This is a genomic window from Mesotoga sp. H07.pep.5.3 (assembly GCF_002752615.1).
Taxonomy (GTDB): domain Bacteria; phylum Thermotogota; class Thermotogae; order Petrotogales; family Kosmotogaceae; genus Mesotoga; species Mesotoga prima.
In genome coordinates, this window is the sequence record NZ_AYTV01000012.1 from 169,552 (window position 1) to 194,285 (window position 24,734).

The window sequence follows — 24,734 nt, forward strand, 5'->3', positions numbered from 1 at the left end:
TTCTTCCTCCCGCTAAACTAAGAGTCTTGTTAGTCTGTTGAATTCATTTTCCGTCAGTAATTGCTTTGAGAGAAGATCATTGAGAAGTGATCTCGCCTGATCGGATTTTAAGCTGCCAAGATCCTTGAAGAGAGAAGCGATAATCAGCTTTCTATCATCGCTTTCTTCAGAAGAAGCCAGACTTCTTGAATACTTCTCAAGAATCTCTTCACTTATGGATCTCGATGGTTGTTCTTCCTTTTCCTTCTTAATGTTCTTCGCTTTGTCTTTGAATGACTCTTCGAGCTCATCCAGCTTCTTCTCGATCTGATTATGGAACCTCTGTATCGCGGCCAACCTGTATCTCATGAACCAGCTGAATAGACCATAAGTGATCAGAGTGAAGATCACCATAATAACTACGGAAAGTGGCTTAAGTATCAAGACTGGTATATTTCTCTGTTTACTCTCGAGTGACTGAATCTTCATCTCATCGTTGTACAGCATTGTTATCAGCTTCCCATAAAGAAAAATGGAAGCTATGCCGGTTATGAAGAACAGCCAGCTTGAAAGAACATATCCACTACCCAGCAAGGTGATCAGCTCTTCCATGCTCATAGTATCAAGACTCATATCAATGTTTTCAATAATTGCCTTAATGATGTATAAACCAGCAAAATTCATTGTTAAGTATGAAGCCGAGTAAAGAATTACCCATATTCTAGAATTGCCCACGATCTTCTGCTCCGCACAATTCTGCGGTTTGACGTAACCTTTTTTCTTCATGGTGGCAAGATGACGATCGCGGTTCCACGCAAGAATGTACCATATGTAAAGACTTATCGTCATTCCGATTACCGACATGGTCATTGATACCGTGGCGCTTGAGAAAAAAATCGAGGCGTAAGTTAAGAAGCCGCCCACAAAGAAAATATAAGGTGGAAGTCTGATCAATTCCTTCCCACCATCTCTTTCGTAAGATCAACTGTAATCGATTCGAACTTTCTGTATGTGACCATTCCCGGTTTAGCTCCTTTTGGTTTTTTTACGTTTTTCACTTCAGTATGTGCTACCTCTACCTTTCCAGACTGCCTTCCCCTGGAATACTTTGCTGCTAGAAGAGAGCCATAAAGAATCGCCTCTGGAGTGATCTCTTTTCCAGCTTTTTTAAGTATAACATGTGCTCCGGGAATGCCTCTTGCATGGAACCAGATATCGTCCCTTGAGGCGTTCTTGGTTATTTCATCATTCTCAATGTTGTTCCTTCCAACGAGAAATTTGAACCCGTTTCTTTCGAAGACCCTCGGGCCAGACTTCTGTGACCTCTTCTTTCTCTTCTTATCTATCTTTTCTTTTCTTTTTATGCCAGCTTCTTCCAGTTCAGAAGAGAACTCCCGAACGTCTTCCAGCGATTCTGCCTGTGAGACCATTTCCTTTAGCTGATCAAGGTAGTTTACTTCGTCACGCAGAACTCTTAACCTTTTCTTTAGTTGAATCTCCTTGCGCAAAGATTTGCTGTAATATTTGAAAAAAAGCTGGGCGTTTTCCGATGGCGTTAGCCTACTGTCCAGAGAGATTTCGACTGTTTCACCTGTCTCCCAGTCTTCAAGCTCCACCGTTTCCCTTCTTTCTCTTAGCCTATATAGATTTGCGGTAATAAGCTCTCCGTATTTTTTGAAATCCCTGTAATTCTCAACTTCTGACAGTTCCGTTTCCAACTTATCGATCAACTTGAAAAGACGTTTGAACGATTTGTCAATCTTCCTTATTATTGACTGCTTTCTCCTGTCAACCTCTGTTTCTGCTCCTGAAGATTTTATTGCGCGTCTAATAGCTTCCGACGCCCCAACCTTTTCGCAACGGCCTTTATGATCGAGAGGTATGGGTGAGATTTCAGCTCCCTTTGTCCCGTCAATCACAAAAAGCGATCTTCCGTTGGTGTCCAGAGAAAGGCTCATTAGGAATTCTGCAACCTCATCAAGACGTTCTTCCCGAAGACTGGATGGAACAACATCTTCAATCTGCAAGAAGCCCACGATATTCTCTGCGGTTGCTCTCGAAAAGCCTGTAAACGACTTCATTATTGCTCTTGAAAGGGTATCTCCTGAGTGAAGGAGCGTTAGAGTAATATTTTCTTTAGACAGGTTTCTAAGAGATTTTCCTGGACTATCTGGCGGATAATACTTCACATTTCTGGCGAGAGTTCTCTTTGAGCTGATCATCTCTCTAAATACCTGTAGTATTCTTTCCTCCTCGTCAAGTACCATGATGTTAGACCCTGGCCCAATGAATTCTGCGATGACCGAGTATTTGTTTCTTTCTCCAAAGGCATCTCTACCTTCAAAATCCATTCTTGTTATTCTATCCATGTCTAATTGAGCGATTTTTGTCAGAAAGAAGCCGTTGATGTGTCTTCTCAAAAAGAGACTGAAAGGAGTCTCGATCGATGGAGAATTCTGATTTCTGTTGCTCTCAATTATATAAGGCGATGATGGATTGAGAGAGATTTCAATTCCCCTTTTCGAGAATTTGAAGAAGAACTCGCTTCTTCCTATTTGGTATACCTGTCTCAGTTGCTGACCAGAGACATCTGATATTTCTGCCAGGACTCTCTGGAGAATCAGACCATCGAACACCATTTCTCATTCAGCTCCTCTGAAGTAACAAAACTGTATCTTCCCTTGCAACCCTCAAAAAGGGAAAAGATCGCTGAGCCCGAACCAGTCATCATTGTCTTAATGGCACTGCCATTCTTATTAGAGAGCATTGAGTGGCAATCTCTTATCTTTGGAAAGCGATCAAAGATGGACTTTTCGAACGTATTGTAAGACATACGCCTTACAGCTTCAATGTCATGACTTTTAAGGGCAAGGTAGTATTTCTCAGCCATTTCACAATCGAGATGCAGTTCGGGGTTATCTTCATCTATGAACTCGTAAGCAAGGGGAGTTGAGACCTCAATGCCGGGGAAGGAAAGTTCGACTGAATATCCAGAGACATCACCGGGAAAACTCAAGATCTCTCCCCTTCCTGAAGCTATCGCCGTTCCTCCTTTGAGAAAGAAAGGTACGTCGCTGCCAACATTTGAGGCGATTCTCAAGACTCGCTCTTCATCAATCTTGAAAAGCCCCGCTAAATACTTCAGGAGTGCTGCGGCATCTGAACTTCCCCCACCCAGTCCTGCGCCCGAGGGGATTCTCTTCTTCAATTCCAGACCTATTTCTATTCTCCGGTCTATCTCACTCTCTATTTGCTCAATGACTTTATAAAGAGTGTTCTCCTTGTCCCAGCGGAGAGATGTATTGCATTTGAAGTATAACTTCCTTGTATCATGCTTTACGAACAAATCGTCGTAGAAATCGATTGTCTGGAAGACAGTGCTAATCTCGTGGAATCCGTCACTTCTGCTCTTACCTACCGCAAGGTAAAGGTTTATTTTTGCCGGGCATCTCAGTCTAACGGAAGATAATCTAGAACTATTTGAGACCATGTTTCCATACTCTCCCTGTATTCTGAAAGAACCTTAATTTCAGCCATTGCACCAGTGAATTTTTCCTTTTCGTTGAAGCCGCCGAAATCCACTTCAGCTATATAAACTACACCAATGTGGACTCTGCTGACCTCAGTCTGTAGATCATTTAGGATTCCCAAATAATCGATGCTGTGGATTTTCACAGATACTTCTTCGCGGATTTCGCGCTGGAACCCGTTCTCAAAGGCCTCCCATGGAAGCCTTCCATCCTCTGGATTTATGTGTCCACCCACTCCAATCGAATATAGTTCATGAAGGCGAGCTTCGCCCTGCTTTTTTGTCCTCTTCATGAGAAGATACTCGTCGCGATTCCTGAAAACCGCGTACGGTATGATCTGCCTCATCGATTCATCGTTTTCTGCTTCAGAGCGACGTACAAATCTTCCGAATCTCTCAACTTTTTTCTTTATCTCATCTAAAGGAAGAGCCAGCAACCCGTTGCGGGTTGCCAGCTCTCCCAGACAGTCGACATCGACTACGAGAACTCTTTCTTCCAAAACTTTCTCCTTTACTACCAGACCATCTCAGCGCCCTTAATGGTGTAGAAGGGAAGTATTACATCACTAGGACTAACCGTATTGAAATTAGCTACAACCACAGCAAAGTAATTATCTTCATCCCAGAGAGTTCCGTATTCCCATTCATGAAGCAATGCTACCACGGGAATAGTTACTGCCTCTTCTTGAAAGTTACTGCTTGCTTTAGAAAGATAAAATTCGTTCTTAATATTGAATATCTGAGTTGCCCTGTAATCTTCGCGGTTTATCTTGACGAGGAAAACCTTTGTATCTGGATCATCTAGAACGTTCTGTTCTACGTATAGGGATACTCTCCAGTCTCTCACCCTCCATCCTGAATCCAACCCTACAAGGCTATAAGGCTCGATGCGCATCTTAAATCGATTGTAAGCAATATCTACAGACTTGAACGAGTTTTCCATTTCTGTAGTGACAGATGTCGAACTGCTATTCACAACATAGAAGGGATCACCGTGGAATACAACTTGCGCAGGTGGAAGATCACTCTCATTTTTAGGGTACACTCCCCAACCTATTCTGCTGTAATAAGCAGTTGGATGAAGAGCTTTGTTGAGTTTGTAATATACGGGAGTCCTTGTTGAGTTTGATCTATTTCCATTTAAATAATCCTCAAACCACAAGTCAGGCATATTGAACCCAAGACTCTTCTCGAAGACCTCAACCAATACATCTGGTATCTCACTAACGTGTTTCACGATTTCTGAAGTGTAGTTCCCGTGTTCTCCACTTGCGCTGGTTCCGGAGATTTTAGCAGTGATTTTGATTTCAAAGTTGTCGAAATCCGCAGGAAGATAAACGACTGCTTTCGAGTTCTTGGTGCTCGGTATTACTTTGACCAGATCGTTTCTCGATGTCCAGCTACCATATTGAGGTTTAATCTCCACTGACCATTGGTAGTTCGACGATGGATCTGGAGTAAACAGTAGTTCGAAGGCTTCAATAACGACAGGTTTTCCCGGTTCCCATCCGATTTCCTGCTCTAGAAGCAAAATACTTCCCTTAATTGGGAAACAAGAGGAAATTGCTAACGCAAAGATTATTATTGCGCCTAGCATCACAAACAACTTTGCTCTTTTCATTTCCATCCCCTCCCTTTCAGGTATTCCCTGACAAACTCATCTTCCTTATCTTTTGTAAGACCGTCCAGCCTTGCACAGAACAGCTCGTCTAGAACATCTCTTATCTCGGGGCCTTCCCTCATGCCGTATCTGGTCTTAAGTACATTTCCATTGATTGATAATTTCGTGTCATTCAGTTTCTTCAGATAGGCAAGGAATAACAAATCCTCCTGTTCATCCAGATAACTGTTGACGAAGTTAAGTATTTCGGGCTTGTTCGTCTTCAGAGATCTGTAGAATTGAGAAGGAGTCTCTGGCTTCTCATTAACTATTATACCTGCAGTGGCTATCGCATCATTAAGCCTTTCAAGATAGTTTTTCGGCAATCCATAACGTGCTATGCACCATTCAACGGATTTCGAGTCACTCTTTCTTAGGATTATCATTAAGAGTGTGTAGAACATCCTATCTTCTCCAATTAACAAAGCGTTTCTCTCTCTTCGAAGGAAATAGCGCTGGAGTCTGATGTCTGTCTCTCTATCAAATTCTGTTTCGGGGAAGAGCTTCTCCATAACACCAAGGCTGGCAAGTCTTCTCAAGGCCTTGAGTGGAAGCGGCTCTTCAATTGCCTTGCTCAATTCGTCTCTCAGTCTCTGCCCTGTTACCCTATCGAGATATCCTTCAGCTGCACATTGCTTGAGCAGCTCGGCGGTTCTCACTTCTATCTCGAACCCAAAGCGCTGTTCAAATCTTACCGCTCTGAGGATTCTTGTCGGGTCCTCGATGAAGCTTAGAGGGTGGAGTGCTCTTATAATCCCTTTTGAAAGGTCCTTTCTCGATCCAAAGAAATCGATCAGAATTCCAAAATCCTCCTGGTTCAGTTTTATAGCCATGGCATTTATGGAGAAATCTCTCCTGTAAAGATCTTTCTTTATCGTGCTCATTTCGACCTCAGGAAGAATCGCTGGTTTCTTGTAGTATTCAGTTCTCGCCGTCGCAACGTCAATCCTCAGACCATCGTTGAAGAACATCGAACTGGCGAGAAATTCCCTGTGCTCGACAATCTTAATGTTAAAGTACTTTTTGAAGGTCTCTGCAAAGAGATTGGCATTGCCTTCGACCACTATGTCTAGATCGAGATTCTTTTTTTTCAAGAGAAGATCCCTCACAAAACCTCCAACTATGTAAGTCGGCATGTTGAGCTCGCTCCCAACTGCACCGAGAAATCTTAGCATGGTTACTATGCGTTTTTCGACGCGTTCCTCTATCAAATCTTCTACGGGGAATTTGGCATAGTTCTGATCACCTATCTTTTCTCCGGGATCGATTATCCTTCTTCTTCCAAAAGTGCTCTTCAGGAGATCAGTTCGTGTCACTATTCCACTCAGGATACCGCCGTCGAGGATTAGAATTGCAGTTGTATCGTTTTCTACCATCTTATCGATTACCGCCTGAACCGAATCGTCTACCGATGCCGTCACAAAGAAACGGTCCATCACTTCAATTATTCTTCTCGCTGCCAGTCCGTGCCTAATGGCTTTTTCGGTATTCCTGTATTTGGCTATACCTACAAGCTTTTCCTGATCAACTACCGGCAGAGTGTGATGACCCGTTCTCTGCATGATTTTGAAGACATCTTCAACCTTCATCTCTGCAAGAGCGGTTCTCACCGGTGAAGACATAATATCTCTTACTTTAATGAGGCGTTCAATGTTGTTTTCGAAGTTTTTTATGATTTTTTCTTCGGCTTCTGCTGACGTGCAGTTTTCAAAGTAACCAAGTGTGTATGATCCGCCGCTGTTTCTTTGCACACCATCGAGTTCGGCAGTGTCGAGATTCATGTATTTCGATCTTAGGGTGTAATATACTCGATTGTTGGTTTCGAGAAGGACAACTAGATTCTCTACGCCAAGAAAGGACCAGAGTTTTTCTACCACGAGGCTAAACCCTCCCGGCAGAAAGTCTCTTCTTGCAGATGCAATGTTGATTTCTACCCCTCTGATCGATGTCCTTCTCAAACCCAGTATCAGTGATTCTATGAGCCTCTGTTGTGAAGCGCTCAGCTTGTAGCCCGAGTAGATTCCAAGATCGTCCGGCCGTGCGCCTAGATCGATAAGCCATGCGGCAGTACTCAGATCTTGTGCTCTGGTAGAGGCATGAGTGAAATTTCCAGTTTCCCTGTAGATTGCTGTCGCAAATAGGGTTGCCTCATTTCTGGATATTTCCTTCTTCTTTTTCCTCAGCTGATTGCACATGAGAGTGGTGCAAGCTCCAAGATCCTTGAAAATTCCTTTTTGTGCTTCACTCAAGCTTGTCCTGTGATGGTCGTAAAACTTCACGTCGGTATTTCTTTGAATAGATTGTTGAAGAGAAGCGGGAATTCTTTTTAGATCAGATGTATCAACGATTATCAAAGAGGAGAGATTGGAAATCCGTATCTCATTTACGTAATAAAATGACAGCAACAGGCTTTTAGACGACAGAAAGCGTTTCAATGCGGGAACCAGCTGTCCCCCAAACACAATCATATGGTCGGAATATATCTTCTGCGCAGCAACAGCGGATGCAAATGCATCGAAATCGGGATTACGATGTGTCGTTATTACCTTCAAGATTGCTCCACCTCTTCAGTTTCTCGTAAAGCGTACTCTTACTTATCTGGAGTATCGAAGCCGCCTTTGTTTTGTTTCCGTTCTGTCGGTCTATCAACCAACTGATGTAGCGTCTTTCCAGCTCATCTAGGGAGACCTCTCTGAATCTGAAATCCTGGTCATCTGCTTGCTCCACTTCAGGAAAGGCAAAGCTGGACACACCTTCAAAGCTTCCGTTGACTGCGAGAATTGATAAAAGTCTGTTTCGAAGCTCTCGAATGTTTCCGGGCCAGTCATATGCTTTCATCTTATTCATGAAATCCTCTGGAATCGTCGGTGGCTTCTTCATTCCAAGCTCCTCACAGAGCCTTGGCAAAAAGTGATGGATCAGAATCGGGATATCCTCACGTTTTTCTCTTAGCGGATCTATCTTAATCTTCACGACGTTCAATCTGTAGTAGAGATCACTCCTGAAGTTTCCTTTCGAAACTTCTACCTCAAGATCTCTATTTGTGGCTGCGATTACTCGTAGATCAAGCTTTCGGGATGTGGTGCCCCCAAGCCTCTGGCTGGAGGATGTCTCGAGGACCCTCAGAAGTTTCACCTGCATTGGAAGGGGCATCTCGGATATTTCGTCAAGGAAAAGTGTTCCGCGGTGGGACTCTTCTATCAAGCCCGGTTTTGAATTCATGGCACCCGTGAAGGAGCCCTTTTCGTAGCCGAAAAGCTCACTCTCAAAAAGGTTTTCCGGTATTGCACCACAGTTTATGGGAACAAACTTTCCTCGTCCGCTTTTCTGGTGTATAGATCTCGCAACCACTTCCTTTCCAGTGCCACTTTCTCCCTCAAGAAGCACCGTGACTTTCTTTGGTGCGATTGCTGCGATCATTTGCTTCAGCTCGAGAATATTTTTGCTCTTTCCGATTATCTCTACGGAGGGTTCAGTAGTCACCAAGTCGGCCAGACTATCCCTTTCCCTTGAAACCTCCGAGAACTCAATTGCCCTCTTAACTTCGAGAAGCGCATGGTTTAGATCAAAGGGCTTCTCTAGAAAATTGAAAGCACCTTTTTTGACTGCATCTATTGCAGTGTTTATGTCTCCATGAGCGGAGACAACTATCACCGGCGAACTGAGTGCGGCTTCGGAAATTATGTCCAACCCTGATCCATCGGGAAGTCTGACGTCCAGTATCAAACAATCGAAGACCTCTTCAGAGATCTGCTTCAGCGTCTGCTCGAGATTGTAGACCTGAACTACTTCGTACCCCTCTTCTTCTAGTGCAGCGCCCAGGAGACCGTTAAAGGCCAGATCATCATCAACCACAAGGACTTTGCGCTTCATCTGATTGCCTCCTGAAGGTTAATACAAATACTGTTCCTTTCCCTTTTACACTTCTCATTTTCAATCTTACATCGTTTTCCTCGCAGAAATTGTGGACTAGGTACAGTCCAAGTCCCGATCCCTCGGTCTTAGTTGAAAAGAAGGGCTTAAATACTTTCTGCAAATTGGACGGGTCGATTCCCTTTCCCGTATCGGCAACAATCAGTGTCAAGTATTCTTTTGAGGCTCTAACTTTTGCGATAATGGAGGTTTCTGAAGGCAGACCGGCTTCGACGGCATTCATGAAAAGGTTCTTGATAACATTCTCAAGCCTTCCGCGTTGCGCCAAGACCAGCCCTTTTTCGAGCGAGATTATTCTAAAATCTATCTTTCTTTCCTGAAAGATCGAGGACATGAAGGTCGCGACTTTCATAACCTGCTCAGAAAGATCGACCACGTCGAATTCCTCTCCATACCTGAAAATCTGTAGGATTCCACCTACCCTACCTTGAAAGGCATTTAGCTCCTTTTCAAGTGTATCAATGTACTCTGGTTTTCCCGTTCTCCTGTAAAGATCAAGCGCAAGCCTAACATTTGCCAGCGGTTGCTTGAGACCATGCGCGAGATCGGCTACTGTTTGCGCATCGACAGCATATCTTCTCGTTTTTTCCAGAAGCTGTTTTGTCTTCCACTGACTGGTCATATCGGTAAGGGTTAGCAGATAACCGCTTTTCTGCTTATGGACAACCGACACAAGGTATCGCTTGCCGAGTTTCTTGCTATAGACTTCATACTGACCTTCTTGAAGCGGAAAAATCAAACCTGTCCTTCTTGCAAATCTATCTATCCGGAGATATCTTCCTTGCTGACTACCGTAAGAGAAGCTCTTTGTGAACGCGTCGTTGACGAGATCGAAATTTCCGTTCTCGTCCACTGAAGCAACGGAAATCTCCAGGGTGTTCAGAAGCTCTGAATAATCCCTGTACAGTCTTTCGTAATAATTTCTTTCCTCTTCAATTTGAAATGAAAGACTTCTGTAGAAGCCGTAAATCTGATTGAACTGCCCTTCAAGTTCACCGATTGATTTTCTCTCGCCTGTTTGTACAAGCCTAACTAGTCTCTCCAACTGTCTTACCAGAGCGAAATAGACGGATGCTAACGCCGCAAGAGAAAGAAGAGCTATCAAAAGCACTCGATCAAGACTGAACCCTTCAATGAAAGAATAGATAAGCCCAGTTCCCAGCACCACACCACCAACAATGTAATGGTAGCCGGGTTTGAAAAGGCCTCCGTCAAGTTTTGACAATTGTTATGGGTTCCCCTTCCTCAATGGCGAGGAGCTCCCGGGCACTTCCCTTGTTCACGGTGATTTCTAGGAAGCCGCTTGAATCGAAATGGGCAAGCAAATTTCCGGGATTCACATCGTAATAAGTATTTCCGAATGTAGCTTTGAAAGGTTTTCTGCCCTTTCCAATTTCAAGAATTTCTCCTTCTTCAAAATCATTAGCGAGAGCCTCTGGAACATTCGTTTCCAGGTTACCAAAATTATCGTAGAAGGCAACCTCCCCAGAGAGTACATTTCCTTCTCTGGCAGGTTTCTTGTATTTAAGATATTCGAAGCTCATTAGTCTAGAACCGAGTTTAGCCGGTTCTACGCCTGCATCGACATGGGCTGCAACGGGCGCGAAAATGTCTCTTCCATGAAAGCTCCGGGAATTTCCCCTGTGGTACTCTCTATTTTCCAGCTCTCGTATTTCGTGGATTCCGTACTCTTCGGCAGCAAGTGTGAACAAACCATTGTCCGGTCCAACAAGGCGTCTTCCATCTTTCAAAACCATCATTATTGGCTTTCTTGATGTCCCTACCCCAGGATCAACGACTGCTAGAAAGACTGCATCTGCCGGAAGATCCTTTATTGCCCTTTGCAAGACATAAGCACCGTGTCTTATGCTGTAAGGTCTAATATCATGACATATATCTATTATTTCCACCATTCTATTTATTTCTCTCATCACGACTTTAGTCACGCCGACATAGTAGCTGTTTGATCCCCAGTCAGTAAGAAAAGCAATCATTTTAATCCCTCCATTTGCCAACAATTGAAGAAAACACTTTTTCGATACAACCGAATCCGACCCTGTATAGATTCGAATCTGTTTTACAGTCAGAAGCACCGAAGCCAGGAACAGCAATACAGTAGTTTGAGATCAGATTTGAAAGTTCCTCTTCTTTACTTGTCTTTGTCGGGAGAAGCAGAACCGCAAGAACTTCAGCCTTCTCTCTAAGGAAATCTATATGCCAGTGCTTCTTCTTTTCTTCTAAGAGGTGCCTCTTAACCCTTTCCGTCAGTGAGTTCATTGCCGATCCAACATATAAGTAGTATCCGGATTCAAGATGCCACTTTTTTTTGCTCGAAGACACCTCTGCCGCTTCTCTGAGAAAAAGCAAGACAATGTAATCACCCTTATTGTAATCCATAATGTAGATATTATACGACAGCAAACCTGCCAAGAACCATTTGCTCTGAAATGAAAAGGTGTACAATGTATAATTTGTTGAGGTGATTTCCTTGGCAAAAGTTGTGGTTAATACCGTGAGCATAGGGGCCAATGCGAAAAGAGTTAGAGAACTGGCCGAAGTTAATGGGGTAGAAATCGCAGCGGTTACGAAAGTTGTGTGTGGAGACCCGACGATAGCATCTATACTGTTGAATAGTGGAGTAAAGGAAATCGGCGAATCCAGGTTGGAAAACATTTCCAGAATTATGAATGCTGGAATTGATTCTGATTTTCTTTTGTTAAGACTTCCCGAGAGATCAAAATTCAGAGAAGTGTTGGATAATGTAGACACCGTGCTCATTGGAGATCTTGATTCATTGAGCAAGCTTTATGAACTCTCATCTGAAACAGGGCAAGAAGTGAATTTCATATACATGATCGATACGGGAGACCTTAGAGAGGGAGTTATGTATTACGAGGCGGAATCGGTTTTGGAGAAAGCATTCGAAATTGCCGGTGAAAACCTTGAAGGAATTGGAACCAATCTTGGATGCTTTGGGGGCGTAATTGCAACTCCAAAGAAATTCGAGATTCTTCTTTCTTTAGGTGAGTTCCTTAGAAAAAAGACTGGCTATTCATTGAGAAGATACTCTGCCGGGAATACTGCGTCACTGCCTCTTCTCGAAAAAGGGATAGTTCCGAAAGGTATAAACCATTTCAGATTGGGAGAGTCGATTCTTTGTGGGACCGATGTTACGAACAACAGAGAGGTTCCTGGAACACTGCAGGATACGTTTACACTGTATGGGGAAGTAATCGAAATAGCGGAAAAGCCATCCGTACCGATAGGCGAAATAGGTCGTGATGCTTTTGGAAGAATCCCCCATTTTGAAGACAAGGGGAAGAGAATAAAGGCGATACTGGATCTTGGAGAACAGGATGTTCTTCCCTCAGGATTGACGCCACTTGTCGGGGGATGTGAAGTGCTACACGCTTCGAGTGATCACCTGATAGTCGACGTGACCGAGTCCAAAAAGTCCTTTTCTGTAGGGGATTCGGTAGGCTTCAGAATGTCGTACGGTGCGCTGCTAAGAGTGATGACCTCACCATATATAAGGAAGGTTTACGAATGATAAGGCGCCTTCAAAAGTGTGATGGAGAAAGAGTAAGAGAGATCGTAAAGACGATCTGGGAGGGTGATGACTACATTCCTCATGTCTTCGAAAAATGGGTTGAAGACCCTTCATGCCACTTCATGGGACTCTGGAAAGACGGGACATTAGTAGGAATAGATAATCTCAGACTCTTAAGCGATAAAGTGGGCTGGATGGAAGGAATGAGAATAGATCCTGCTCTTCAGGGCAAAGGGTTTGGCAAGGAACTCGGAAAACAAACCCTGGCCATTGCGAAGAGAATCGGGCTCGAAAGGCTTTACTTTGCGACCTATTTCGACAATACTGCCTCGATCAGAATGAATGAAGCCTTCGGTTTCAACCGCATAGGTGTTTTCACAAACCTTGAAAGTGAGATAGGAGATATCTCAGATTCTTTCTTCGCTTTTAATGTGGATTCAGAGATTCCTGAAATTCTCGATCATGTAAGTGAAGACTGGGCTTTTCTCCCTAAGGAAATTCCAGACAAAGCGAGATTCCTAATTCAGCCAACTAGGATTCACGATGGGGATAACTGGGCAGTTCTTTCCAAAAATTCGAAATCTGAAAGCTGCGTGGACATCAATTACATCTCAATAGTGGAAGAACGGAAAGCCAAGTCCTTCGTGCATGGGCTGAAGTGCTATGCACAGTCGAAAGGGTTTGAGCGGGTCCATACAATGGTGAGGGAGGACCTCGATTTGGAGCCTTTCTTGTACAATGGATTCAAACCTTTCGAAAGAGTAAGGGATGTCTTCCTTTATTTTGCGGACAGCTCGGTTCTTGAGATCTGACTTCCAGCAGAAATGGCTTGAATGAATCCGTTGGTCGGTATTACTCTTGATTCTAATATATCTACGTCGGTCGCTCCTACACATCGATGTCTCTGTATTAAGTATTACACGAAACAAGAGATGATTAACGACAGTTCTATGCAAATGAACTCTTGGCTATGATCCGAATTTCTTGTCTAAATCGTGAAGTTCAAAGGTTATGAATCACTAATTTGGAAGGACATTACATGGATGTGAGGCAGGCACAATTGAGGATTCATAGTCTCTCGTATAATTTCCCTTTAACCTTCATCGATACGACTGTGCACCTCGGAAAGAGGAACTGCATTCTTTGTAAAGGCGGACAGGAAAGTTGAGAGTGACAAGCGAATTTGGTTCATTGCCCTGCGCTTGTGTCTGCTGAGTTAGTGCAAAGTGAAAAAAACATGAAAGACACCACCCTATACTTGGGGACTTTGTCCGAAGCAAGAGACTGCGTTTTTGTGAGCTCGAGAGACTACTAAGAAACTAAGTTCCTCCCTATTTCCTTTTCTCTTACATTCTAAGTCACTCTTGACCGGGTCTAGAGCCGATTGGGTTTCCTCCGTGCATAGTCTCAAGAAATCAGAGCGGATTTGTACTTGAGAATCGGCCTATCGAGATCCTCGGCAGTCTAACACGAAAGACTTTGTGATTACCTGGGGTTGTATTATGGCTTAAGGCAGAAGATCGTATCGGAAATCAGATCAACCTTTGACAGAACCAGCAAGAAGCCCTCTCAGAAAGTACTTTCCGAGTAATATGTAGACTATCAATGTTGGGAGAGCGGCCAGCAGCGCGCCGGCCATCTGGACATTCCACTCGACAACCTGACTCCCCGCTAGATTCACAAGGGCAACGGTAATCGGCTGTTTTGTGGGGTCGCTGGTAACGGTCACAGCGAAAAGAAACTCATTCCAGATATTCGTGAATTGCCAAATGACTACTACTACAAAACCAGGGAGGGATATAGGAAAGAGAACCTTCAGATATGTCTTGAATATGCCTGCTCCATCTATGTTGGCCGCTTCGATTAATTCCGTAGGCACTTCGCTGTAATAGTTCCTGAAAATCAAAGTGGTTATCGGCAGACCGTAGACCACGTGAACCAATACCAATCCCCAAATAGAACCGTAAAGTCCAATATCCTGGAGGAAGCGAATCAGAGGAAAAAGAACACTCTGATAAGGAATAAACATTCCGAAAAGAACGAGTGCAAAGAGAAGATCTGAGCCCCTGAACTTCAGTTTAGACAAAACATATCCGTTTATCGATCCAACGATTGCCGAAAGAAGCGTCGCAGGGATGACCAGCAGAAACGAGTTTCTTAAGTTGGGTGCAAGGCGACTGAAGGCCTTGGCAAAACCATCGAAGGAAAGGTCGTTCGGAGGAAACCACATTCGCTCAAGACCCACTTCTTTCAGGGGTTTGAGACTTGTTGCCAATAACACATAGATCGGCATCAGAAAGAATAACGCAAAAACCGTCAGAAGGGCATAGATTAGAATCCTCTTGATCATATTCTCTTCTCCTTTCTGAAGGCAGAAGCAAGGTAAGGAATTATGACCACAGCAACCATCAGAAGCATGATTATCGCTATTGCTGAGCCAGTAGCATATTTGTTCGCTCTGAAAGTGGTTTCGAACATGTAGATGGCAGGCACGTCGGTCACGTTGTTTGGACCACTGCCGGTCATAGCGTAAACAAGATCAAAGATCTTCAGTGAGATGTGGCCTAGAATAATCATTGCGCTTAAAGTTATCGGTCTCAGAATCGGAAACTTGATCTTCCAGAAGATCTGCCAGCCGGTCGCGCCATCAACTTCGGCAGCCTCTACCAGATCCTGGGATATTCCACGAAGCCCCGCAAGGTACATGGCCATTGTGTAACCTGACATCTGCCATACGGCTGCGATTATCACCGGAATCAGTGCAAAGTTGAAATTGAGGAAACTCTCAGTGCTGGTGAACCACCTCCATTGAAGAAAATCCAGCCCCACCAGACTGAATAGAAGGTTCATACCCTGAGGATTGCTTGGTAAGATTCCCGGAGCGAAGATCCATCTCCAGACTGCGCCTGTCACAACAAATGAAAGCGCCATGGGAAACAGGTATATATTTCTAAAAATGCCTGATCCCTTGAGGTTACGATCAATCAGTACCGCCAAAACAATCCCAAGCAGAAGACAACCGAGAATAAAAAAAAGGGTGAAATACAGAGTGTTCCACAGATCGGTCTGAAACCTCGGATCTTCGAAAAGTCTGAAATAATTCCTCAATCCAACAAATTCGAATTCGCCTTTAAGAAGCCTAGCAAAGCTATTCCAGTTGGAAACAGAAGTTCTACCGGTCCAACCAATGAAGAAATAAACGAAAACTCCTATTGCCGCAAAGGTCGGAGAGAGAATGAGAAAGGAAATGATCCCTCGTTTTGTCTTCCTTTTGATATGGAACACCCCCAAGAATGGGGCCTGCAGATGCAGGCCCCACTTTGCAAGGATTAATAGATGTAATCTTCAGCAGCGCTTTCTATGGCACTCAGGAAAGCTGCTCTGTCTTTTGTAGTAATGAAGATGTTTACTGCATCGTTCAGTTCCGTTATAAAGCCTTCAGGCGCAGCAGATCCATGTGCTATAGAAGGACAGAGAGCGTTTGTAGAAAAGTCCTCCATAGACCATGTCAGGTAAGGATCATAGAGTGATTTATCTGCATCCAGTCTTGCAGGAATCGAACCCTTTATCGGGTTGAAGGCATCTTGACCTTCGACCGAGGCAACTATTTCGAGCCACTTAAGAGCGTTTTCTCTGTTTGGTGCGCCCTTTGGCAAGCCAAATGTATCCGTTACCACCATAAAGGAGCCCTCGGTTCCTGGAACTGCCATCCAGCTGAACTCCACGCCCGGAGTCCATCCTAGAGTCTTCAAATATCCTTCGGCCCAGTCTCCCATGACGTTGAAGGCAGCCTTTCCATCGAAGACCATCCTTGTTGCATCCTGCCAGGTGAGAGCAGCATGGTCTTCGTTTACATACTTAATCAGTTCTTCGAAAATTACTATGGCCCTTTCAATTCCTGGATCTTCGAAACTTGTTGTTCCATCCCATAAGCCATTGTACTTATCTGGTCCCAGAGCCGAAAGCAACACGGTCTCAAAAAGATGACCGGCCTCCCACTTGTCTTTATCGCCTAAAGAAAGTGGTATGAAGCCTGCCTCCTTGATTTTTGCACAAACTTCGAGAAAACCCGGTCCGTCGCTTGGAACCTCATCGATTCCGACCTTCTCAAGAATCTCGTTGTTAATAAAGACAACATTTCCCCTGTGCACATTCACGGGAATTGAGTAAACTTCACCTTCGTAACTGCAGATAGTCATAATATCCTTCGGGAATTTATCAAGTATTCCCCAGCTCTCTAAGATGTCAGTCAGTGGCTCCATCATTCCCGTAATTACGTAGGTGTCGATTAGTTCCATTCCTCCGTGGACCTGGAATGAGTCAGGAGGATTGCCGCCAAGCATTCGTGTCTTCAAAACTGCTTTTGCGTTTGTGCCTGCGCCTCCTGCGACCGTTGCGTTGATTATCTCCACGTCGGGGTACTTTGCTTTGAAGACCTCATAAATGGCAGCGAGTCCTTCTTCTTCGCCTCCACCCGTCCACCAGCTAAAGATCTCCACACTTCCTGAAGCAAAGAGCAGACTCACGGACAAAAGAAGAACTGCCAGCAAACTTTTTCTCATTTAAACACCCCCTGTTATTCGGCATACAGCCGTACGGTTATCTTCTTCGCCCTTCAGACCAAACTAGCCTCTACTTGAGATTATACTACCGTTAACAATATAATAAGCAACTTGAAAAAAGGGGAGTAAAGATTACAGATTGAACTGTTCCTCCTAAATAATTGCTCGAACATCTGACTGAGTTCAACACAAAGAAGATTGATCACATTTCGGAACCTGGAACAGAATTTTTGAATCGGAGGTTTTCTCAGCCAAGACTTATAATGGTATTATTTAGTGAATAGAGACGAGGAGGGATTACTTTGTCATCAGTGAATATTTCCATTATCGGTGCAGGAAGTGCTGTGTTTTCTCTCAGACTGGTGAGCGATCTTTGTAAAACGGAGGGTCTTTATGGCAGTAAGGTCACATTAATGGATATAAACCAAGATAGACTTGATGCCGTTTACATTCTTGCATCGAGGTTTGCAGAAGAGATGAATGCCAATCTCGAGTTTTCAAAGACTACTGTGCTGGAAGAAGCAATCAAAGGGAGAGACTTCGTTGTAAACAGCGCTTTGATTGGAGGACATGATTTTCTGGATAGAGTTAGAGCGATCGGCGAAAAGCACGGTTATTTCAGAGGCATAGATTCACAGGAATTCAACATGGTATCCGATTACTATACTCTTACAAACTGGAATCAACTCTCGTTTTTCCTGAAAATCGCGAAGCTTATGGAAAGACATGCACCTGACGCCTGGTTGCTTCAGGCTGCAAATCCTGTCTTCGAAGGAACTACGCTAATCAGAAGACATTCTAGTATTAAGATGGTTGGCTTTTGTCACGGACATTATGATGTCCGCGAAGTAGCAGAAACCTTAGGCATACCAATAGAGGAAGTAGACTGGCAGGTTGCCGGTGTGAACCATGGAATCTGGCTTAACAGATTCAAAAGAAACGGTGAGGATCTCTACGCTTTGATTCAAAAGTATGCAGCTAACTATGATCCAAGGAGATTCAAACCTATCAACCCTTTCAATGTTCAGATGTCTCCGGCGACAATTGACATGTACAGATTCTATGGACTGGTTCCAATAGGAGATACGGTTCGTAACAGCGGCTGGAAACACCACTACAATCAAGAGACTCTCGTAAAATGGTATGGGGCTCCATGGGGCAGTCCTGATTCCGAACCTGGCTGGCAATGGTACAAAGAACAGCTTGGACAGGTGACAGGTGCTACTGTGGCACTTGCCAAGGCAATCGAGCAGTTCCCCGAGGCAAATCTCGAAAAATTGATAGTCGAAGGTTCAAGAGGTCTTTCAGGAGACTTCGCCAGACAAGCGGCTCAGCTTTACAACAAGAATTCTCTCAGCGGTGAGCAACACATACCCTTTATAGACGCAATAATAAACGACAGTTCAGCGAGATTTGTCTTAAACACGCTAAACGAGGGAGCAATTCCCGGGATCGAAGATAACGTTGCCGTCGAAGTGCCCGCTTTGGTTGACAGAGAGGGAATTCATACAGAAGCCATAGATCCCCCTCTCCCCGAAAGAATCGTTAAATGGTATTTAAAGCCAAGGGTACTAAGAATGGAGTGGGCTCTCGAAGCGTTCATTGAAAGGGATTCCGATCTAATTGTTGAAATTCTTTTGAAGGATCCAAGGACAAAGTCATATGAACAGGCGAAAGCAGTGGTAAGGGAAATCTTTGAGACGGAAGGGCTAAATGAATAGGTTCAAAGAACCGATACTTCATGGGTAAATCGAAGTTAAATTAATCTCTTCTGTTTGTTCTCGCAAGGTAATGGCGTAGGAATGTACCGAGGCTTCCAGATTCGATGGTTGCCAAGCTGACGGGGTGGTCGAATTGAATGAGGTCTTCCGTTGTCCCTGGGCTGAAGTTGACAAATTGTATATTGATTACCACGATAGTGAATGGGGTGTTCCCCTGCACGATGACAACATATGGTTCGAGTTTCTGATTCTAGAAGGAGCACAGGCCGGCCTCAGCTGGCATACTGTCCTGAAGAAGAGAGAAGAATATAGAAAAGCCTTCTCTGGGTTTGATCCTCGAGTCGTTTCAAAGTATGGAGAGAATGAAATAACTAAGCTAGTCGAAAATCGTGGAATAATCAGAAATAGAAAGAAGATTCATTCGGCAATTAACAACGCAAAGAGATTTATCCAGATTCAAGAGGAGTACGGAACGTTTGACAGCTATGTGTGGAGCTTCGTCAACAATAAGCCGATCATAAACACATGGAAGAGCCTTTCCGAGATTCCCTCTGTTACTGAGAAGTCTGTTGAAATCTCGCGATCCCTTAGAGAGAAGGGATTCACTTTTGTTGGGCCAAAGATAGTATATGCACTGATGGAGGCAACAGGTATAGTGAACGATCATCTGGTGGGTTGCTTCAGATATTCTGAAGTTCTCCGATGCAATTGAGTGTTCCAGGATACACTGAAGAATTGATGATATAATAACTCTTAACTTGTAGGAGATTAATGGGGGGTTTTTATGAGCTGGCTTAATACAGAAGAGATTTTCGCCCTCATAGATTTGATTGATTCCAGTAACGATTCATATGAAGAGAGATTCAAGAGAGTTTTAGCCACTCCTCTCGCCAGTATGTTTAAACAATTCCATATACGCGATTCAGAGGCAAGGGAATGCCTAGTGGCCGCCTTTTCGCGTAGAGAAGATCTTTCTGGTCTTTCAAAGGACTGCACGGAGCTCATAGCGTACATGGATAAAATCAGGGAAAGAAAGCTTGAACTGAGAGCTTTCTTCGATTTGATTATTGAGAATGAAGCAGGAATTAGATCTAAGGCAATATCCAAAGCACAAGAGTATCTTCCTAAGGGAGTAACTTTTGATGGCCTGAAGGTCTTTTTCATTCCTATGCCTTATAATGCAAATGCCGATCATAGAGGTGTGTATTTCGATCCGCTTTTTGCTCTTGATATGGGTCTTGAAGCTATTGAAGAAGTAATGGCTCATGAGGCACATCATGTAGCAAGGAATTCGATAACAAAGGAAAGACTTGAGTTCGGTGATTCTCCACTTGATCAGTTGGTCTACAGATTTGTGGGCATAGAATGTGAAGGAATCGCAAATATGGTTAGCGATGCGTCGAGAATACCATCAATGAAGAGAATTGCGCTGCAGCGAACGAAAATGATGGGAGAGTTCGAAAAGCATCTCGAACTGCTTCAAGAAGTGTTCCTGAATCTCTCCTTTAAGAACATCTCCGACGACGAAGCAAGGTCGATTATGGAAAGAAGCTGGTTTAGTGTCGGGAGCCTTGCCCCCGTGGGAATGAGAATGGCTTTGGAGATCGAAAATGAGTTAGGGAAGGACAGACTCATCGAAACTGTCGGAGACACCGTTGGATTCCTTAAATCCTATCAGGAGGTAGCTCTGAAAAAGTCCTACTACCTCCTGGAAGATGAAACGTTTATTAAGCTGGGTCAACTTCTCAAAGCGTAGCCTATCAAATCTTTGCTGCGAAACCTGAGCCGAATTCTCTGCAGTCATCAAGGCTGTCTTCGTCTGGTGACCAAAGCTTTTTTAATCCTGGCTGAACGATTTCGAAGCCGGCATCTTCTACCATTTTTGTCAGAACATCCACAGACTCTCCACTCCATCCATAAGTACCAAATACGGCTGCCTTTTTACTCTTGAAGGACAGACCTTTTACTTCATGAAGCATACCGGAAAGCGGTGCCAAGATTCCTTTGTTCACTGTAGGAGAACCAAAGAGAGCTGCCTTGGCCTTAAACAACTCCGTCACAATATCGTTCTTGTCTATTTTTCCCGCATTGAAGAGTTTGACTGCGGTACTACCACTAGCGCTGGCAATGCCTTCTGCGATGGCTTCGGCCATTTTTCTAGTCCCCTCCCACATCGTGTCATACACAATTGTCACCTGATCTTCCTGGTAGTTGTCTGCCCACTCAAGATACTTCTTGACAATCTGTGCGGGATCCTCCCGCCAGATGACTCCATGACTGGGGCAAATCATATTCAATGGAAGATTGAATGACAAGACCTCCTTGATCTTCTTTATGACCAGTCTGCTAAATGGAGTGAGGATATTTGCGTAGTACTTCACTGCTTCTTGAAATAGTTCCGCCTGATCTACGAGGTCGTTGTAGAGAAGTTCAGTTGCATAATGCTGACCAAACGCATCGTTGCTGAAGAGAATTGCGTCACCATCGAGATATGAAAACATCGAGTCGGGCCAGTGCAGCATAGGTGCTTCAATAAAGGTGAGCGCCTTACTGCCGAGATTTAGAGTGTCGCCGGTTCTTACTGTGACGAAATTCCAGTCCTTGTGGAACTGCCCTTTGAGGGACTTGACTGCGTTTGCAGTACAATAGATCGGCGTGCCGGGAATCTCTTTCATCAACGCAACCAGTCCACCGCTGTGATCAATCTCCCCGTGGTTGGCGATTACGTAGTCGATCTCGGATAGATCAATTTCTTTTTTCAGGTTCTCCACGAATTCCTCTGCAAAAGGTGCCCAGACAGTATCGATCAAAGCTGTCTTTTCATCTCTAATCAAATATGCGTTGTAGCTGGATCCTCTGTGGGTTGAATAGTCTTCTCCATGAAATTTCTTCAGTTCCCAGTCAACCTTTCCTACCCATGTTACGCTATCGGTTATTTTCCTGCCCATTTCGATACCTCCTTAAATACATCAATACTCTACCAAGATTACCGGCTTTAAGCGGTAACATTTGTTACACAATTCTTCAGGCTCTGACCAAAAATCATCTGCCGTGCAGTGTTCCTAATTAAAACGGAGACGTCTATCAGCTTGGGAAGGCTGGTTGTTGAGGCGTTTGCGTTTGATCATGACATTTCGCCTTTTCTTCAAGAGATCTGAATTTTGTGTGCTCAATGGTTGGGATCTAAAAGTATCCTCAGATGCGTGATATGCTAATATATAGTTTGGCGCATTGTCTTTTGCCCTTTTTCGTTCTGGTTGTTGAGGGTTCAGCAAAGATTAGTCGCGAATGATTGGAGTATCTCATGAGTAATGACATCACTTATTTATTTGATCTTGATGGAACGCTTAGCTCTGTTTCCGATGAAGATTTTGCACGGCGGTATTTTCAGCTCATCTCGCTCTTTGCCAATGGAAAAGTAGACTTTGAAAAACTGATGGTCTCTTTGAAAAGCGCACTCGAAGTGCTATTTGATAGAAGAGACGGCATAAAGAGCAATTACGAACTCTTTATGGAAAGCTTTGTCCATTTCATGGGAGATCACACGGTAAAATGGTACGAGGATTTCTTCGATGAGTTTTACGAGAACGAGTATGAAGAACTTGAGAAAATTGTGAGCCCTAGAGAGAATGTGGTGGAGGCCCTGAAAAAGCTTTACGGCTCGGGTAGAAAGATAATTATTGCAACGAACCCAATCTTTCCACACAAGGCAATAAGAAAAAGACTTCAATGGGTGGGAGTGGATGAAAAGCTAACCAACTACGTGACCACTATGGAGAACTCTCATTATGTAAAGCCTAGTACAGAATATTACCTGGAAATTCTGGAGAATAACTCACTCGATGCAAAGTACTGCGTAATGATCGGGAACGATTACAAAATGGATGGTGCTTGCACGTCTGCGGGCATTGAATATGTCGATGTGAGTTCGATTCAATCTATCTGGAGAACAACTTAGACTGCACTCCCGCCATAAGTTCAGCCGTAAATCTCGAGATCAAACGCAGAACATCTTCTCTGTCCTGGGCATTTTCAACGAAATCATATTTATCACCATCGATTATCAACTTCCGACAAAACGTGACTCTGCCGATCCATTCTTCGTATAGTCCGTTGAGTCTTTCGATATAATCCTCGCTTACGCCACTTTCAAAACCCCGGCCCCTCTTTTTTATCCTTTTCAACAAGACGTTCTTAGTGCATTTTATGTAGACAATGCCATCGGGCGCTGTTAAGTGTTCTGAGAGCGTTTCATAAGTGTCCAGATAAAGTCTCCAGTCGCGTTCATCTATGTAGCCCATCAGTTTGAGATTGCGGGCAAATATCTCCACGTCCTCGTAAATAGTCCTGTCCTGAAGTATGACAGCACCTTCAGTTACGACTCTCTTCAGAAAGTCAAAACGCTTTATTAGAAAGAACAACTGCGAGTGAAAGGCCCACCGCTCCATATTTGAATAGAAATCCTCCAAAAATGGATTTTCATCCACGGCCTCGTAGACACCTCTAAAGCCCAGTGTTTCCTCAAGCAATGAAGTCAGAGATGATTTTCCTGCTCCAATGTTTCCGCATATTCCCAAAATCATAAGTTCGCCTCGATTCTGCTGAAAACCATGTTGAGATCATCAACGTTTCGCACAAAGTCTATGCTTGAAGTATCTATCCTCAGGACTCTGCTCTCGGAAAACGCTGCCATGTATTTCTCATATGTGTCGCTTAGCATAGCAATATACGTTCTATCCATTCTCCTCTCAAACGGTCTATCTCTGAGAGCTATTCTTTTCATCAGGGTGTCGATATCCGCGTAAAGATAGATTATCAGATCTGGATAAAGCACCTGATCTTTGAGAACGGAAAAGATCTTCTCGTATAGTTTCAACTGTTCTCCTTTCAAAGTTAGAGACGCAAAAAGATGATCTTTCATGAATGCATAGTCTGAGATAACCCCCTGTCCCTGCGAAGCGGCTTTTTTAACATTCGATTGCTGATCAAACCGGCTTATCAAAAAGAAAAGCTGAGTTTGAAAAGCCCACCTTTCGATGTCTTCATAGAAGTGCGCAAGAAATGGGTTTTCTTCAACAACTTCGAGCACTACCGGCATTGTATACTTTTGAGACAACAATTTCACTAGAGTCGTCTTACCTACTCCAATTACACCCTCTACGGAAATATACTTCCCGCTTGCTTTAGAAAACATCATAAGAGTTTCTTCCCCCGTTTCTCAAAACATGACCAATACTCTCGACCACCTGATTAACATGTCCGCGATGCCTTTTCAAAAGGAAGACCATTGGAAAAACAGTTGACATTCCATGACTCAGTTATTCCTAAGATGACCTAAGCCCATCGAAAAAGGGCTTAAGATAATCGATGACGGGTTCAAGATAGTAATGTACAGTTTCATGGTAACCCGGAACAGAGAGTACTATCGAATCACCGATTGTTCCGGCTCCAACTCTGTAAAGACACAACGAGGGATCGGCGACTATTGCGTTTCTAAGCATCGCAGTTTCAATTCCCGTTGCTCTTTTGTCCACGAGAGATAAAACGACCTCCGGACCTATGTCCTCTTTGTATAGCCCCGTTCCTCCAAGAACAAGAACGATGTCGTTTGAGCATGAATCTGAGTATATAGCCTCTTTCAGGTCGCTCATTACAGGGTCAACGTCTGTGGATCCAGTATACGTGATGCCATGACTCTCGAGGATCTTCTTAGAAATCTCTATGGATTGCGCTATCTCATCAAAAAAACCAGATTCAAGAACCCTTATTATTTTGCAGCTGTACACTGAACACCTCCGAA

23 protein-coding genes are annotated in these 24,734 nt (G+C 43.9%); 6 read left to right on the forward strand and 17 right to left on the reverse strand.

Translation table 11 applies throughout. The features are described 5' to 3' along the window. Nucleotides 1-12: 12 nt before the first annotated feature. From V513_RS04515 to V513_RS04560, 10 genes are read right to left on the reverse strand one after another with little or no spacing between them, the layout of a single operon-like run. Nucleotides 13-933, reverse strand: coding sequence for a hypothetical protein (locus tag V513_RS04515; RefSeq protein ID WP_099771877.1), 921 nt, complete (start codon nucleotides 931-933; stop codon nucleotides 13-15). Then, the gene (locus V513_RS04520; RefSeq protein WP_014730240.1) at nucleotides 930-2,618 is read right to left on the reverse strand and encodes an Rqc2 family fibronectin-binding protein; all 1,689 of its coding nucleotides are present in this window, start codon (nucleotides 2,616-2,618) and stop codon (nucleotides 930-932) included. The genes V513_RS04515 and V513_RS04520 overlap by 4 nt, the downstream gene beginning before the upstream one ends. Next, on the reverse strand, nucleotides 2,600-3,469 hold the full coding sequence (gene ispE / locus V513_RS04525) for a 4-(cytidine 5'-diphospho)-2-C-methyl-D-erythritol kinase (RefSeq protein ID WP_099771878.1): 870 nt from the start codon (nucleotides 3,467-3,469) through the stop codon (nucleotides 2,600-2,602). Before ispE ends, V513_RS04520 begins: the two co-directional genes overlap by 19 nt. After that, nucleotides 3,430-4,008 carry an NUDIX domain-containing protein gene (locus V513_RS04530; protein WP_099771879.1) on the reverse strand — a complete coding sequence of 193 codons (579 nt, stop codon included), beginning with the start codon at nucleotides 4,006-4,008 and terminating at the stop codon, nucleotides 3,430-3,432. Before V513_RS04530 ends, ispE begins: the two co-directional genes overlap by 40 nt. A gap of 14 nt (nucleotides 4,009-4,022) precedes the next feature. Next, complete coding sequence (locus V513_RS04535; RefSeq protein ID WP_099771880.1) at nucleotides 4,023-5,129, reverse strand: hypothetical protein; 1,107 nt, start codon at nucleotides 5,127-5,129, stop codon at nucleotides 4,023-4,025. After that, entirely contained in the window at nucleotides 5,126-7,720 is a 2,595-nt protein-coding gene (locus tag V513_RS04540) for a CBS domain-containing protein (protein WP_099771881.1), read from the reverse strand. The genes V513_RS04535 and V513_RS04540 overlap by 4 nt, the downstream gene beginning before the upstream one ends. Further along, complete coding sequence (locus V513_RS04545) at nucleotides 7,695-9,041, reverse strand: sigma-54-dependent transcriptional regulator (protein WP_014730246.1); 1,347 nt, start codon at nucleotides 9,039-9,041, stop codon at nucleotides 7,695-7,697. The genes V513_RS04540 and V513_RS04545 overlap by 26 nt, the downstream gene beginning before the upstream one ends. Beyond that, the gene (locus V513_RS04550; protein WP_099771882.1) at nucleotides 9,016-10,326 is read right to left on the reverse strand and encodes a sensor histidine kinase; all 1,311 of its coding nucleotides are present in this window, start codon (nucleotides 10,324-10,326) and stop codon (nucleotides 9,016-9,018) included. Before V513_RS04550 ends, V513_RS04545 begins: the two co-directional genes overlap by 26 nt. Continuing rightward, the gene (locus V513_RS04555; protein WP_014730248.1) at nucleotides 10,313-11,095 is read right to left on the reverse strand and encodes an SAM hydrolase/SAM-dependent halogenase family protein; all 783 of its coding nucleotides are present in this window, start codon (nucleotides 11,093-11,095) and stop codon (nucleotides 10,313-10,315) included. Before V513_RS04555 ends, V513_RS04550 begins: the two co-directional genes overlap by 14 nt. A 1-nt stretch (nucleotide 11,096) precedes the next feature. Continuing rightward, a complete protein-coding gene (locus tag V513_RS04560) occupies nucleotides 11,097-11,522 on the reverse strand; it encodes a GIY-YIG nuclease family protein (RefSeq protein WP_257211943.1) in 426 nt (141 codons plus the stop codon). A 58-nt stretch (nucleotides 11,523-11,580) separates the two neighbouring features. Between V513_RS04560 and V513_RS04565 the strand changes: the two genes are divergently transcribed. Then, nucleotides 11,581-12,651, forward strand: a complete 1,071-nt coding sequence (locus V513_RS04565; protein ID WP_257211944.1) for an alanine/ornithine racemase family PLP-dependent enzyme — start codon at nucleotides 11,581-11,583, stop codon at nucleotides 12,649-12,651. Then, nucleotides 12,648-13,463, forward strand: coding sequence for a GNAT family N-acetyltransferase (locus V513_RS04570; protein ID WP_099771885.1), 816 nt, complete (start codon nucleotides 12,648-12,650; stop codon nucleotides 13,461-13,463). The genes V513_RS04565 and V513_RS04570 overlap by 4 nt, the downstream gene beginning before the upstream one ends. A gap of 725 nt (nucleotides 13,464-14,188) precedes the next feature. On the opposite strand, the gene V513_RS04575 is transcribed toward V513_RS04570, so the two are convergent. From V513_RS04575 to V513_RS04585, 3 genes are read right to left on the reverse strand one after another with little or no spacing between them, the layout of a single operon-like run. Further along, on the reverse strand, nucleotides 14,189-15,001 hold the full coding sequence (locus V513_RS04575; protein ID WP_006492001.1) for a carbohydrate ABC transporter permease: 813 nt from the start codon (nucleotides 14,999-15,001) through the stop codon (nucleotides 14,189-14,191). Next, nucleotides 14,998-15,942 (reverse strand): carbohydrate ABC transporter permease, encoded by a 945-nt coding sequence (locus V513_RS04580; RefSeq protein WP_006492003.1) that lies wholly within the window; start codon nucleotides 15,940-15,942, stop codon nucleotides 14,998-15,000. Before V513_RS04580 ends, V513_RS04575 begins: the two co-directional genes overlap by 4 nt. A 38-nt stretch (nucleotides 15,943-15,980) precedes the next feature. Beyond that, nucleotides 15,981-17,213, reverse strand: coding sequence for an ABC transporter substrate-binding protein (locus V513_RS04585; protein ID WP_014730251.1), 1,233 nt, complete (start codon nucleotides 17,211-17,213; stop codon nucleotides 15,981-15,983). A 302-nt stretch (nucleotides 17,214-17,515) separates the two neighbouring features. On the opposite strand from V513_RS04585, the gene aglA reads away from it, so the two are divergent. From aglA to V513_RS04600, 3 genes are all read left to right on the forward strand, one after another. Next, the gene (aglA, locus tag V513_RS04590) at nucleotides 17,516-18,934 is read left to right on the forward strand and encodes an alpha-glucosidase AglA (RefSeq protein ID WP_099771886.1); all 1,419 of its coding nucleotides are present in this window, start codon (nucleotides 17,516-17,518) and stop codon (nucleotides 18,932-18,934) included. A 133-nt stretch (nucleotides 18,935-19,067) separates the two neighbouring features. Then, nucleotides 19,068-19,646, forward strand: coding sequence for a DNA-3-methyladenine glycosylase I (locus tag V513_RS04595; RefSeq protein ID WP_099771887.1), 579 nt, complete (start codon nucleotides 19,068-19,070; stop codon nucleotides 19,644-19,646). A 72-nt stretch (nucleotides 19,647-19,718) separates the two neighbouring features. Next, nucleotides 19,719-20,690 carry a DUF5700 domain-containing putative Zn-dependent protease gene (locus V513_RS04600; protein ID WP_006492010.1) on the forward strand — a complete coding sequence of 324 codons (972 nt, stop codon included), beginning with the start codon at nucleotides 19,719-19,721 and terminating at the stop codon, nucleotides 20,688-20,690. A 4-nt stretch (nucleotides 20,691-20,694) separates the two neighbouring features. Here V513_RS04600 and V513_RS04605 read toward each other — a convergent pair whose 3' ends face one another. Continuing rightward, nucleotides 20,695-21,882 (reverse strand): anaerobic nitric oxide reductase flavorubredoxin, encoded by a 1,188-nt coding sequence (locus V513_RS04605; RefSeq protein WP_014730255.1) that lies wholly within the window; start codon nucleotides 21,880-21,882, stop codon nucleotides 20,695-20,697. Nucleotides 21,883-22,238: 356 nt separating this feature from the next. Between V513_RS04605 and V513_RS04610 the strand changes: the two genes are divergently transcribed. After that, a complete protein-coding gene (locus V513_RS04610) occupies nucleotides 22,239-22,892 on the forward strand; it encodes an HAD family hydrolase (RefSeq protein ID WP_006492012.1) in 654 nt (217 codons plus the stop codon). Here V513_RS04610 and V513_RS04615 read toward each other — a convergent pair. From V513_RS04615 to V513_RS04625, 3 genes are all read right to left on the reverse strand, one after another. Beyond that, nucleotides 22,873-23,517 (reverse strand): deoxynucleoside kinase, encoded by a 645-nt coding sequence (locus V513_RS04615; RefSeq protein WP_014730257.1) that lies wholly within the window; start codon nucleotides 23,515-23,517, stop codon nucleotides 22,873-22,875. The genes V513_RS04610 and V513_RS04615 overlap by 20 nt on opposite strands. After that, a complete protein-coding gene (locus V513_RS04620; RefSeq protein ID WP_006492014.1) occupies nucleotides 23,514-24,131 on the reverse strand; it encodes a deoxynucleoside kinase in 618 nt (205 codons plus the stop codon). Before V513_RS04620 ends, V513_RS04615 begins: the two co-directional genes overlap by 4 nt. A 127-nt stretch (nucleotides 24,132-24,258) precedes the next feature. Beyond that, nucleotides 24,259-24,720, reverse strand: coding sequence for a molybdopterin-binding protein (locus V513_RS04625; protein ID WP_014730258.1), 462 nt, complete (start codon nucleotides 24,718-24,720; stop codon nucleotides 24,259-24,261). Nucleotides 24,721-24,734 lie beyond the last annotated feature (14 nt).